The 13,701-nt window shown below is 53.1% G+C and carries 10 protein-coding genes; 8 read left to right on the top strand and 2 right to left on the bottom strand.

Going from position 1 to position 13,701, the window contains the following annotated elements:
- Positions 1–26 precede the first annotated feature (26 nt).
- From EBAPG3_RS01035 to EBAPG3_RS01020, 4 genes are all read left to right on the top strand, one after another.
- On the top strand, positions 27–989 hold the full coding sequence (locus EBAPG3_RS01035) for a polysaccharide deacetylase family protein (protein ID WP_004180795.1): 963 nt from the start codon (positions 27–29) through the stop codon (positions 987–989).
- Entirely contained in the window at positions 986–1,927 is a 942-nt protein-coding gene (locus EBAPG3_RS01030) for a GNAT family N-acetyltransferase (RefSeq protein ID WP_004180793.1), read from the top strand. Before EBAPG3_RS01035 ends, EBAPG3_RS01030 begins: the two co-directional genes overlap by 4 nt.
- Before the next feature lie 30 nt (positions 1,928–1,957).
- Entirely contained in the window at positions 1,958–2,653 is a 696-nt protein-coding gene (locus EBAPG3_RS01025; protein ID WP_004180791.1) for a TylF/MycF/NovP-related O-methyltransferase, read from the top strand.
- 146 nt (positions 2,654–2,799) lie between these two features.
- Positions 2,800–4,572 carry an HAD-IIIC family phosphatase gene (locus EBAPG3_RS01020; protein WP_227869252.1) on the top strand — a complete coding sequence of 591 codons (1,773 nt, stop codon included), beginning with the start codon at positions 2,800–2,802 and terminating at the stop codon, positions 4,570–4,572.
- A gap of 4 nt (positions 4,573–4,576) precedes the next feature.
- Here the strand turns inward: EBAPG3_RS01020 and EBAPG3_RS01015 are convergent, their stop codons facing one another.
- On the bottom strand, positions 4,577–6,682 hold the full coding sequence (locus EBAPG3_RS01015; RefSeq protein WP_004180787.1) for a VanZ family protein: 2,106 nt from the start codon (positions 6,680–6,682) through the stop codon (positions 4,577–4,579).
- 180 nt (positions 6,683–6,862) lie between these two features.
- Positions 6,863–8,209: a right-handed parallel beta-helix repeat-containing protein gene (locus tag EBAPG3_RS01010; protein WP_227869251.1), complete on the bottom strand. Its 1,347-nt coding sequence runs from the start codon at positions 8,207–8,209 to the stop codon at positions 6,863–6,865.
- 300 nt (positions 8,210–8,509) lie between these two features.
- Here EBAPG3_RS01010 and EBAPG3_RS01005 point away from each other — a divergent pair, with 300 nt between their 5' ends.
- The 4 genes from EBAPG3_RS01005 (at position 8,510) to lolD (ending at position 13,694) form a co-directional block, all read left to right on the top strand.
- Entirely contained in the window at positions 8,510–8,899 is a 390-nt protein-coding gene (locus EBAPG3_RS01005; RefSeq protein ID WP_227869250.1) for a Fur family transcriptional regulator, read from the top strand.
- 549 nt (positions 8,900–9,448) lie between these two features.
- The gene (locus EBAPG3_RS00995; RefSeq protein WP_227869249.1) at positions 9,449–11,623 is read left to right on the top strand and encodes a TonB-dependent receptor; all 2,175 of its coding nucleotides are present in this window, start codon (positions 9,449–9,451) and stop codon (positions 11,621–11,623) included.
- Positions 11,624–11,776: 153 nt separating this feature from the next.
- Positions 11,777–13,024, top strand: a complete 1,248-nt coding sequence (locus tag EBAPG3_RS00990) for a lipoprotein-releasing ABC transporter permease subunit (protein ID WP_004180779.1) — start codon at positions 11,777–11,779, stop codon at positions 13,022–13,024.
- Complete coding sequence (gene lolD, locus EBAPG3_RS00985) at positions 13,017–13,694, top strand: lipoprotein-releasing ABC transporter ATP-binding protein LolD (RefSeq protein ID WP_040853153.1); 678 nt, start codon at positions 13,017–13,019, stop codon at positions 13,692–13,694. Before EBAPG3_RS00990 ends, lolD begins: the two co-directional genes overlap by 8 nt.
- The last annotated feature ends 7 nt before the right edge of the window (positions 13,695–13,701 follow it).

Below are 13,701 nucleotides of genomic sequence, written 5' to 3'. Positions count from 1 at the left end.
TTGATGAACCAGGAATTTGCAACAGGATGATGGACGTATTTCTTACTGTTGACGTGGAGATCTGGTGTGATGGTTGGGATAACATTGATGCCAAGTTTCCGAGTGCATTTCAACGATACATCTATGGCCCCACATCAAGAGGCAATTACGGGTTGCCATACCAGCTGGATCAATTACAGGAGCATGGCCTGACGGGCGTATTCTTTGTTGAGTCCCTCTTTTCGACCCGGTTTGGGCTGGATCCCTTGTCGGAAATCGTGGGGCTTGTTCGAGAACGCGGCCATGAATTACAGCTTCATCTGCACACTGAATGGGTTGATGAATCCAGGGAGCCCCTGCTCGACAATATTACCGGCAAAAAACAGCTCCTGCGTTACTTTTCGTTGCAGGATCAAACGATCCTGATCCAGGCGGGCGCAAAGTTGATTGAACTCGCCGGTGGTCAAAACGTAAACGCCTTTCGCGCGGGAAGTTTCGGTTTCAACAGGGATACGCTGCGGGCGCTTGCCAGGAATCATATCGCGTTCGACAGCAGTTATAACGCCAGCATGCTGGGACGGGATAGCGGCGTAAGTCCGGATATTTCACTTGTGGAGCCGATCGAGTATGAAGGCGTGTACGAGTATCCCATGACGGTCTTCCACGGTGGCACGCATTCATTGCGGCATGCGCAAGTGACCGCATGCTCGTACCCGGAGATGGAAGGGCTGCTCTGGCAGGCGCTGGAATCGGGGCGCAAGGCCTTTGTTATTCTTTCACACAACTTCGAGCTGCTTAACGGCAGTATGAATCGGCCGGACGATATCGTGGTAGCTCGTTTCCGCAAGCTCTGCACCTTTCTCGATCGTCATCGGGATTGCTTTCGTACCCGCGGTTTTTACGGTTTGATCCCGGATCTTGCGGCTTCGCAGCCTGCCCCGCTCACCTCGCCAATCTGGAAAACGGGACTCAGGATGCTGGAACAAGGCCTACGTCGGGGGCTCCCGTGAAGCAAATATGGCATTACCGCCAAGTACCCATAAAACTTCAACTGGGTGACAAAACGTTGCTCGCATCTCGACTATGGTTGCAAGTGCGGGAAGTGGGGCTTGATGATGAAACCCCGCCGGTGATAGAGCCGGTGCCGCCAGCCGATGCGCTTCAAACCAATAGTCAAGGTTTCCTGGTGCGATCGCTGCGCGTCGACGGCAAGCAGCCTGTACTTCGAAGGCGGGATGACTATCTCTGCTATGTATCTTCCCAGCACCAGCGCTATTATATTGATATGCGTCAGTCATTTGCTGAGTACAAGAGCAAGTTTTCCTCCAAGACGCGCTCGACTCTCAATCGTAAAATCAAGAGATACGCTGAATATTGCGGTGGCGACATCCCCTGGAAAGTCTACAAGTCGGCTGGAGAAATGCCGGAATTCTTCCGGCTTGCCCGGGTTGTTTCCAAGATAACCTATCAGGAAAAGCTGCTTGACGCAGGGTTGCCCGATTCGGAGGCGTTTCTCCGAGAAATGGAACACCTTGCTCAACAGGGGCTGGTTCGCGGATTCATCCTTTTCCATCAGAACCAGCCTGTCTCTTATCTCTATTGCCCGATCTCCAATGAAATCCTGATCTATGCCTACCTCGGATATGATCCCGGCTACATGAGTTTTTCCGTGGGTACAATTTTGCAATGGCTTGCCTTGGAGCATTTGTTCGAGGAACGGTCTTTTCGTTTTTTTGATTTTACCGAGGGGCAGTCAGAGCATAAAAAGCTATTTGCCACTCATAGTATTCAATGCGCAAACGTCTTTTTCCTGCGTAGCAATCTGCGTAACAGGTTCCTTCTGCATAGTCAAAGTGCTGTGAACCATCTCAGCAGGCTGGCTGGCGATAAGCTGGATCAGCTCGGGCTTAAATCGAAAGTAAAAAAAATGATGCGGTTCGGAATCTGATTTAAACAATCTTCTGGATGGTGGAAAGTCATGTTAATCAAACGGATCGCGAAGCAGATAGTGGATGCGGAGTGGGTCGCTCGCATAATTGAAGTAATGGATCGTCGATCAGACAATCGAATGACCGAGCTTGGGATGCTGAGCCAGGCCTTCGAGTTCACCAAGATCAATGAAGTGCCTGGAGATTACTTTGAGTTTGGTTTGTGGCGAGGCAAGACGTTCGGCTATGCGCATCGAATGAAGCGGCGCTACGGCCGCCACGACATGAAGCTGTGGGGCTTTGACTCGTTTCAGGGCCTGCCGGCAACAGAGAAGCATCCCGACAATATATGGTACGAAGGGCAGTTTGCCTGTACCCGCCCGGAGTTCGAGACGATTCTCGCATCCCGCGGAATTCAATCGTCGGAGTACGAGCTGATCGAGGGCTTTTACAGCGATAGCTTGAACGATGTTGCCCACCGGCGATTATCCGGGCGCAAGGCGGCAGTCATCTATGTTGATTGCGACCTGTACGATTCAACTGTTCAGGTACTCGATTTCATCCAGTCCTATGTCGTGAATGGTTCCATTATCTGCTTCGACGATTTTTATAATTACAAAGGTGATCCTGAGCAGGGCGAACAACGTGCGCTGGCAGATTTTGTGCGGCAAGAAACGCACCTGAATTTTATCCCCTATCTGGACTATGCGCCCCTTGGAAAATCATTTATCTGCCGTCTAAAATGAGCAAGGAACTTCATATTCCACGGGGTGTTGCGGAAAGGTAATAGTGGTGGGTGATGTTTGAATTCGATAAATACGAGATGCATCTGCATATGGACCGAAACCTCGCTCCATTAAAACCCTATACGCCCGTTAAGGGGGTTGCAAAAATGTCCTTGCTCATGTGGGGTGAGCATTGCATAGAATGCGCCGCTCCCGGCTGCTTCGCAACTTGTGACCTCTATCAGAGCAGACCGGATCAACGTTGCCGGCGCCTGACCTATGGCATGTATCGCAACCCGCGCTTCCCATCCGCTCGCGGTTATGGAGCGGAGGTTACATTCAAACAATGGGGCAAGATCGAGGCCCGAGGCAATACCCTGATGATGCCGGCCGCGGCGGCCTTGCTGGCCGAACGCATGATCAACTCGATTGCCCCACTTGCCAATGCGGCGGGTGCGGTAATGTACCGGCTGACACGCGACATGCGCTGGTCGTATCTTGAGTATGCGCTCCTTGAGCGCTTTGCCCGCTGGATGCATCGGGTAAGCCGCACCGAATCCAAACCGGATTTTTTCCTGCTTGAAGTATACAACCCGGCGGATGTGCCGATACGGATGCAGCTGAATATGTCGATTTCGAGCGGCATGATGAGTAAACAAGCGCAACTCACGAAGCTTCCCCTGCCATTTCGCGCGTTGATTACAGTCCCGCCCGGATACTCGCGGCATAAGTTCGGGTATGAACAATTTTCGATGATTACGGAGTGCGGTCTTCCGTTCGACATCGCCATTATCCCCGACGCAGAGACTACTGCGTCACGTATTGTTTTCCTTACCGCCGATTTTGTCGTTCACCACCAGACCGAAAGTGTGCAGAGTTCAAGCAATCCAAAGATAAAGTGCGTGGTATGGGATCTTGACAACACGATGTGGGACGGAATACTGCTTGAAAATGAGGCGGTATCGTTACGGCCAAAGGTACTTGATCTGCTGCGCTTTTTTTATGAACGAGGAATTATGCTCAGTATTGCGAGCAAGAATGACGAGACAAGCGCGTGGCGTCGCCTTGAAGAACTCGGCATAGCGGATTATTTCCTGTATCCCCAGATCAATTGGCTTCCCAAGAGCGAAAATGTCAGGATCATAGCGGAACAGCTCAACATCGGTCTGGATACCTTTGCTTTCATTGATGACAATCCCTTTGAACTGGAGGAAGTGTCGCGGGCGCTGAGAGGAGTCGCTTGCGTGAACGCGGCTGATATCGACAACCTCTTTCTGGATCCCCGCTATCAGGGGACGAGTAGCGAAGAAGCGAAGAAACGTAGCCAGTTTTATAAAGAAGAATTCGTGCGCAAGAAAAGCGCAACCAGGTTCGGCTCGGATTATCTTGGATTTCTGGCCTCATGCGAGATAAAGCTTTACATTGATGCCTATGCGGCCGATGACCTGGACCGTGTATCCGAACTTGTCCAGCGCACCAATCAATTAAATTTCTCCGGGCGCAAGTACGCAAGGGAGGAGATCCTGCCAATTCTGGCCGATGACGAAGTCAAGAAATACGTTCTCCGTTGCAGCGACAATTTCGGTTCCTACGGTGCGGTTGGATTCGCCATCGTTCGATTTGTGAAGCAGGAGATACGCATCGAGGATTTTATGCTGTCCTGCCGTGTGCAGGGGAGATTTATCGAACAGGCATTCTTCAATCACTTGGTGATCTCACAAAGCGGCCAACAGAAGCCCAAGAAGCTGTGGGTTAACTTCAAGCCCACGGGGCGCAATATTCCCGCTCAACAAGTGCTCGAAAGCCTGCACTTCGAGCCCTGCTCACCGGAAAAAGGTCTGCGTGTCGACCTCACTCTTCACTCGCTCGATTGCGCGTTTATTTCCGTGGCGTCCTTGTCCGCAAATGAACCCGGTTCAGGCAGGGAAGCCAGTCATTAAACCGCTATCGGGCTTTGCGGAGATCCGATATGGCCCAACTCCATAATGGATATTGCACCATTACAATGGCCGTGATAAGAGTGCTCCACAGCGCGATGTATCGCACCGCCAACTCGCCTGGTCCGGCCAGATGTGAGCGATCGCTACTCAGCAAGAACTGCAATGCGGAAAACACCTGGTTATATTTGACGATCACCTGTTCCATGCCGAAATAAATCGCCAAATAGGTCAGAGCGCCGGAAGCCAGCACCCATGCGGCTGCCATTGTTCGCCCGGTTGTCCCGGGAATCAATGCCAGCGTGGTCTTCGTCCCGCCAAACGAAATTCCCGCCATGGCCAAGCCGATCAGCAGGAATGCACCGACGCTGCCATTGCCGGCCATCAGTTCAACCAGATTGTCTGTGGAGGCCGCCTTCACCACGATGTAATAGGATATCGGTACAAGCAGGCATGCGCCGATCGCCCATCCCAGCAGCGCGGATTGAGCACCATTCGTACTGCGGAAGGAGCGCCTCGCGGCAATAACGGTCCCTGCCGTTGCCGCAACACTCCAGAGGCTGAACAGTGCCAGAAAACGGCCGAGGATTTCCCATTCCCAAGGCCAATTCAAAACGGGGGAGCCGACGATGTCGTGAATGCTCTCGCTTGGCACCGCGGACCATAGCAGCAACCATGCGATCAAACCATGCAGTAATGCCAGGGGCGGAAAGCTGAGCAGGTACAGCTTCCCCCGCGCCAGCCATTGCGCCATCAATATCGGAAAACCCATAGCCCAATACAACAGGGCGGCAAGGAGTACCAGTGACCGAAAGGGATGGCCCTGGTATACCAGTTCGCGCACGTTGTAGGGTACCCAGGGTGACCGCGTAATCAACCAGCCGATCGCTACGCACATCCCGATTCCGATCGTCAGCAAGGCAAGTGTGCGTTTTCCGCTTGCTGCTGTGCGAACCGCCATTAAAGGGTGTGGCTTTGATGCGGGCGTTTCTGTTTGCTGCTTTGCGGGGCCTGCATGTTTTCGCATTCCCGACAATGCCCAACCAATGAGTAATAACAAAATCGGTTCTGTTACATCCGCGGTGCGGCCCAGCAAACCCATCTGCGTCAGCTCTATCAAACATGACCATACCACCAGCCCCACCACCGCCTTGGCGATACTCATGCCGGTCCTTTGCAAAAGCCATAGCAAAGCGGTGTAAATAAATAATGACTGGACCAGTCCCCGGGCACCGGTTTCCATGGACCCCCGAAGCATGGTTGCAAACGGGATACCGTTGAAGGTTCCACCCGAAGCGGGAGAAAAGGGCGTTATCGCAGCAATGCTCCAGGCAATTAACAGCAGCCAGAATGCGGCCTCGAAGAGTTTTACGCGACCGAGGCGCGACAGCATCAGGCAACCCGCATAACCTGCCAGCGACCCGAGGAAAAGCGATGCATCCAGTATTAAATTAACGATAATAACTTTACCTGCCCATACAATTACGATTGCACTTCCCAGCCATGTGGAGGGCTGCCGTCCCAACGCCACGAAAGCGCTACCCGCGGCAAGCGCGCCAGCCGCATGCATCGTAGCTGCCGGGAAGGAAATATTGAATTCAAGGAGTGGCTTCAGTGCATCCTTGAACTTTTGCCAGTCCAATGTGGGTACCAGGGGCAATAACTCGGTGAGCAGCCACAGTATTAACACCAATAGGGGTACAAGCAGCGCGGCGTCGAATGGATGTGCATTTCCGGGTAAGCGTTTTCCTATCAGATGCGCCACCGCCATGCCCGACAGCATGCCTGTCATATTCCAGAGCACATCCGCCAGGGCTGCGGAACGGGAAGGAAGCCAAACTTGTGCCAACTGAAGGGCGAATGAATAAACAAGCGCGAACAGGAGCAGCCAGGCGCCATGAATCGTGGCATTGCCTCTGTTTGAGGCAAATAATATACCGGCCATTCCGAGTGGGAAAAACAACGCGATATTGCCCAGCAAATCTCCCGGAGAGGTGAACGGACGCCAGTCGGTAAGGAATTGCCTTGCTGCCTCGGCGTCCGGTGTGGAAAAATTGCCGGGATACAATGACCCATAGGCAATCAATACCGCGATCACTGACAGAATGCGCATTTTTTCTATTTTCTATCGAGCAGGGATTAATCCAAGCCGGGTGTTAGTGAACCCATCGCAGGGGTAAAGGTCGAGTAGCGCAAGTAGCGTAAAAATCTCTATGGATCATGTACTAGACTGGAAAATGAGCGGTCAGCCACCGGATTCAGGGTTAAAGAAAGGATCAGGGATGACGCCTTATTAGGGAGTGGCAGGTACCGGCTTGATCTCCAGGGCCGGCAACCAGCGAGGTCTGTCTCTATCCAGTGCATAAGCCCCCAGTTCACCGGTGCCACGCAAGCTTCCATCAAAATCCAGATCGGCTTGAGGGTAAGCATCAAAGCGCATGCCGTCATCGGCGCGCTTTCGCACCCGAGTGTCCACCGGTATTAAATTCATCTTGCCCAAAGGGGCGAATGGCCGGATAAGATGATTCCGCGCATCGGCAAATTCCCCGGTCAGATTTGTCTCCAGGGAAGCGCCCCGCACCGGCACTCCGGCGAATACGATATTGGCCATAACGAATTGCGGATACGCTGGATCGTTTTCGCGCCGCGCGAACGTTATCCCTGACCCGCGTGCTATCACGGTATTGTAGAAAACGCTTATCGCGCGTGTCGTATCATTGTGCGGCTGAATCCGTATGGCATCGCCGAAATGGTTCACAAATAAGTTATTGTACAACGCGATGTTGCCTTCGCCCTGGAACAATGCTTCATGCGGATTCTGATAAAATAAATTGCCGTAGATGAAATACCGGTCGTTTGCTCCCGGCCCTGCAAGCGGCCAATGCCCGACCAGCAAATTGGGCCTTGCCATTTCCGCGGATCCGCCACGCGCCTTGCTGAAAACGTTGTGACGGATGATCGTTGCGCTGTCTCCATCCGGTATCCCCGGCAACACCGGGCGAAGCTGCTGGTGTTTAATCTGCACGTTATAGCCGAGCGTATCAACTATCAGGTTGCGGTCGATCAGGCCCCCGATAAATGGCGCGCGTCCATCCGAATTGCCGAGGTAAAGGCCGGTTCCGGCACCTTCGATCACATTGTTGCGAATCACCCAGCCCCAAGCCGGACATTTGGTGGAAATACCCACCGTTTGCTGATTATTTCCGTGACCGCGTATACGCAATCCATCAAGCGTGATGTGATGTGCCCAGTCTGCGTGGCCTTCGCATTTCACTCCGTCCACCCGCAGGTTGCGGCCATCAAGAACCAGATTGCGAATAGTGACGTAACTCGAATTAACGATACTGACCGTGTTATGTCCGGGCCGCGCAACAAACACCGCACGTGGCTCCCCATCCGGTCCGGAAATCGTTATCGGGCTTTGCTCAGTGCCTTGAAGTTGCTGAACAGGCAGGCCATCCCTGTATTCTCCCGGCATTAGCCGTACGTCAGCCCCAGGTTTCAATTGCTTGAGTCTGGCACGATAGGTACCGGGGTCCACCGTGTAGGTAGCTCCGGCGAAAGCAGGCGAGATACCGGATAGAACGCCGGTGATTGCTAAAAACAATGGGAGATACCGGATATCGATTGATTTAGCCAAAAACTTTTTTTGCCGCTGAACCTTCATCTTATTAGTGAGTCCGCCCCAAGGTGAATTGCATGGCGCCCCCCGAGACTGCGTTCGATAACGGTACATTAAAAACATCTTTATGCATCAATATGATTCAGATACCAAGAATCTGATGAACAGTTTCCGTCTTCCCATTCTGAATTTGCTCTACTATCTTGGAGGAAGCCATCAAGCCGATATTGCGTACGCAGAAGTATCCGGTTATAGTAAACGCAACTTTGTTGCAATATTACTCCTATGCCTATCAATTTTCAGCAACAGGCGGAATCGATGATCCGGCGTACCGGCGATCGGGCGACCTCTGGCAGAGTTCGAATTCTTGCCATACTGCTGGCGGAGCAACGGGCCGTTACGCATCACGAAATTGAAGAGCGCCTGAGCGGGGAGCAGCGGTTGGACCGCGTCACGCTCTATCGTGTGCTTGAATGGCTGAATAAAAGATGTTTTGTGCATAGGGTGGCGAGCGATGATCGAGTATGGCGTTTTCGAGCAAATTTTGATGCCTATTCACATCAGCATGCGCATTTTAAATGTACCCGTTGTACAACGGTGATTTGCCTTGATGATCTGAAGGCCAAGTATGATGGTCCGTTGCCGGCCGGTTACCGGTTTCAGGCGGTCGAGTTGACCGTCAAGGGTTTATGTGCCGAATGCGCATGATAAGACATCCAATTCATAGAATGCGGTACCCCTATGCCTACATCAGAGGATACGCTTCCATGGGGGTGCGGAAAGGATTATTTTTAATTCTGGTATTGATGTTTTCGTTCGTTCCGGTCTTTCAGGCGACGCACGCGCTTACGCACATCGATAGCATCGGCGCGGCTCAAGCGGATGACCACGGGCAAAACGAAACCGGGGCAGACTCCGATCTCGATCGAATTTGCCTGGACTGCTTGGCTTTATCGGCTTTTAGCATTATCCCTCTCATCGTAATCCCTCTCTTTCTGGATCAGATAGCACGACAGCTTCCTTCGCTCCTGAAATTCAGACATGTCCTTCTGGATTTTTCATTCCCATATCTCACGCGCGCTCCTCCCCAAGCGTAATTCCTCTGCTTCTTAAAATCGAGCAATCCTGCCCGATATCTGTCATTTGGCGCATATCGCCTGATTCGGGTTGTATCTGGGCAAAAAAAAGTTAACTGGCGCCGTAACGCAACTCAGTTGCGCGCAAGACTCGTCTTTTCCATGTATTAAAGAAGTCGGTATGAATTATTCAAGTTCTAACGTATGGGGCGCACTCTCACAATACGTGGAAAGCATACTCAAGGAGTCACTGAGCAAGCCGCCGATTTTGCCAGCGGAATACGTGACGGCGGTTTTGCGAGGCGGTTCCCGCCGGAGGCGAGACCCGTCCGCTCAAAGCGGCCTCGGATCTGCCATCATTATGCTGGCGTCCGTTGCGTCCGGCATAGCGTCTGTTCAGGCGCAGGATATGGGCAACGGCAGTGTGCTGCCGTCAGTCGTAGTGACCGCCACGCCATTCGAGAATCGTAGCGAGCTTGATATGGCCCAGCCTGTTTCAGTATTGCGTGGCGAAGACTTGCGCCGTAAGCGTGAAGCGAGCCTGGGCGATACCCTCTCTCGCGAACTGGGTGTGGCGTCAAGCTCCTTCGGGCCGGCTGCGGGCCGTCCGATTATTCGCGGCCTGGATGGTCCGCGCATTCGAGTTCTCGAAAATGGAATCGGTACCCTCGATCTTTCGAGCATCAGTCCGGATCATGCGGTAACAGTCGAATCACTCAATGCGTCCCAGATCGAAATCCTTCGGGGCCCATCAACGCTGCTCTATGGCAGCGGTGCATCGGGTGGGGTAGTCAATGTCGTATCCGGACGTATCCCGAATCGACTGTTCAAATCACCCAAAGGCGATATCGAGCTACGTGGCAATACGGCGACAGAGGAACGTACCGGGGCTTTCAATGCGACCGGCAGCATCGGTGGCCGAGCTTCCTGGAGCGTGGGTGGCTTCAAGCGTAAAACCGGGGATTATCATATTCCTGGGCGAGCGGATGAGAGCAACCCGAGCAGCGAGAAAGGCGTTGTCAGGAACAGCGCGATAGATACGGGTGGCATATCCGCGGGTGGATCCCTTGTCGGTGAAAGAGGCTTCATTGGCGGGTCGATTTCGCGGCTGGAGAGTGAGTATGGCATACCCAGCCCGGAAGGTTCGAAGATCGATCTCAAGCAGACCCGTTATGATTTGTCAGGTGAATTGGACAAACCCCTCATTGGTTTTGAGAAGCTCAAGGTACGTACGGGTTATAACGATTACAAGCATAACGAAATCGAGGGAACCGGGCAGATCGCCACGCGGTTTAAGAATCAGGGCCTGGAAAGCCGCGCCGAGCTTTTGCATGCACCCATCGCAAACTGGAAGGGAGTATTCGGCATCCAGTTTCAGGACCGTAATTTTTCGGCTTTGGGCGAAGAGGCTGTGATACCGGTCACGAAATCTCGTTCGACCGGCATATTCCTGGTCGAAGAGCGCAACTGGGACCGCTGGCGCCTGGAACTCGGCGGACGCATCGAGCGTGCCACGCAAGACCCGCAGAACAACACCAATCCAGCGCGTGCATTCAATCTCTATAACGTTTCAGCGGGCACTTTATGGAAAATCATGGAGGGCTACGGACTTGGTTTGTCAGCAACAAGGGGGCAGCGCGCACCGTCTACGGAAGAATTGTACATAAAAGGCGCACACCGCGGCACCGCCACCTTTCAGACGGGTGATGGTACCCTGGCCAGCGAGACAACCAGCAATATCGATCTTGCATTGCGCAAAAACACCGGTCTCATAAAATGGAAAATCAATGTATTCCATAACTGGATCGACAACTATATCTTCGTGCGTAGTGCCGACATCAATGGTGACGGTGTGGCGGATCGTGGGGACGATACGGGCACATTGGATCCGGGCGGCGAATTCCTGGTACAGAATTTTGCGCAGACGGGAGCAAGATTTTTTGGTGCCGAAGCCGAAGTGATCTTAGCCTTGAAGCCCGATGCCACCGAATTACGGCTGTTTACCGATTACGTACGTGGAAAACTGGATACAGGTAGTAATGTCCCGCGCATCACACCACAGAGGTTCGGGCTGGAACTCAATCATAAGGTAGGCTCCTGGACAGCTAACGTGAATGCATTTCATGTGACGCGCCAAAACCGGGTAGCGGAACTTGAAACCAGCACGCCGGGTTACACGTTGGTAAATGTCGATCTGAGTTATCGTATCAAGGAAACCAAGTCGAATGGCATCAAGATTTTTCTTCAGGGCAAGAACCTGCTGAACGAAGAGGTGCGCGTGCATACTTCTTTCCTGAAGAACTTTGCGCCATTGCCCGGAATAGCTGCGGTAATTGGGTTGAAAGGCGAATTTTAACATCATTGTGCCAAACGCATTCGTTCAACGCTGGAAAACAAATATTCAGTGCCTTAAATAAGGCTTCGGCAAGGTTTCAATGTCCGTCCGCCTATTAAGCCCCGGCGGAATGTGGCAAACTTCGGCATTCTTAATATTCCCGGTAGTCGATCCGTGTCCCCCTACGAACTTTTCATTGGTCTGCGTTACACGCGTGCAAAGCGCCGCAATCACTTCATTTCTTTCATCTCCCTGATTTCCCTGCTGGGAATTACCCTTGGCATGACAGCGCTCATCACGGTGATGTCGGTGATGAATGGATTCCAGAAAGAAGTACGGTCACGTATCCTGGGCGTTGCGGCCCACATCCAGATCAGCGGTATTGACGGCAAGTTGACGGACTGGCGCAGGGTTGCGGAAGAAGCGCTGCGGCATCCGCTGGTGGAGGGTGCCGCGCCCTATGTCGGTGCGCAAGGCATGGTTTCATTCGACCAGGTTGTCAGTGGTGTCGCCGTAAGAGGCATTGAGCCGGCCTTGGAGGATAAAGTGGCCGACCTGGCCCAAATGATGATCGATGGCAGCCTAGATGATCTCGTGCCAGGCAGGTTCGGCATCGTTATCGGCTCGGAACTGGCACGCGCCCTGGGCGTATTTACGGGCGACAAAATTGTACTGATCTCGCCGCAGGGACAGGTAACGCCGGCGGGCATATTGCCACGCCTCAAGCAATTCACCATTACCGGTATTTTCGAGGCGGGGCATTTCGAGTATGACTCGAGCCTGGTACTGATCAATTTGTCGGACGCGCAAAAGCTCTATCGCATGGAGGACGACCAGGTATCGGGTGTACGGCTGAAGCTGCATGATCTCTTTGAGGCGCCGCAAGTGGCGCGAGAGCTTGCACCGATGATTTCCACGGAGGTTCATATCAGCGACTGGAGCCGCCAGCATGCCAATTATTTTCGTGCGATACAGATCGAGAAGCGCATGCTCTCACTGATTCTCGCTTTGATTATCGCGGTGGCAGCATTCAACATCGTCTCGACCCTGGTGATGGCGGTGACAGATAAGCAGCCCGATATCGCTATTCTGCGCACCTTGGGCGCAAGTCCGCGCAGTATCATGAAAATCTTCATTGTGCAGGGTACGCTGATCGGCGTCCTCGGTACGACGCTGGGCGTGATTGGGGGCGTGCTGCTGGCATACAATGTAGAGTCGGTGATCGCATTGATTGAGCGCCTGTTCAGCGTCCAGTTTCTCTCGCGGGAGGTTTATTACATCAGCGAGATTCCGTCCGATCCCCATGCCGCCGACGTAATCGCCGTGGCGGCGGTATCGTTCGTGTTGACACTGCTGGCAACGATTTATCCCAGTTACCGGGCCTCCAGGGTCAATCCCGCAGAGGCGCTGCGGTATGAATAAAACCATTATTTCCTGCCGCGAGCTGCGCAAGAGTTATTTCCAGGGAAAGCTGGAAGTGCCTGTACTCATGGGCATAGATCTCGATATCCTGGCAGGTCATACTCTTGCTATTGTCGGTGCCTCGGGTTCCGGAAAAAGTACGCTGCTGCATGTGCTGGGAGGACTGGATACCCCTACAGGTGGCGATGTCCGCATCATGGGACAGAATATAGCGACCATCAATGAAGAAGAGAGATGCAAGCTGCGCAACAGATCGCTGGGTTTCATCTATCAGTTTCATCATTTGCTGCCGGAATTCAGCGCATTGGAGAACGTCGCCATGCCACTATTGATCCGGCGCATCAGTAACAGTGAAGCGTATGAGCGCGCGGCGGAATTATTGAAGCAGGTAGGCCTTGGCCATCGGCTTACCCATACTCCCGGAGAACTCTCGGGGGGCGAGCGGCAGCGTGCGGCAGTGGCACGGGCGCTGGTGACTCAACCCGCCTGTGTCCTTGCGGATGAGCCCACGGGTAATCTCGACCGGCACACCGCGGGGGGCGTATTCGAATTGATGCTTGAACTCAATCGCAACGTGGGTGCGAGTCTCATCATTGTCACCCACGATCCGGAGTTGGCCAAAAAGGCCGGGCGGATATTACAGCTGGTGGATGGCATGCTGATCGAATAAGAACAGG

Origin of the sequence: Nitrosospira lacus, from assembly GCF_000355765.4 — a bacterium.
GTDB lineage: Bacteria > Pseudomonadota > Gammaproteobacteria > Burkholderiales > Nitrosomonadaceae > Nitrosospira > Nitrosospira lacus.
The sequence above is the reverse complement of the archived record's forward strand: the minus strand, read 5'-3'. Positions and strand labels throughout refer to the sequence as shown.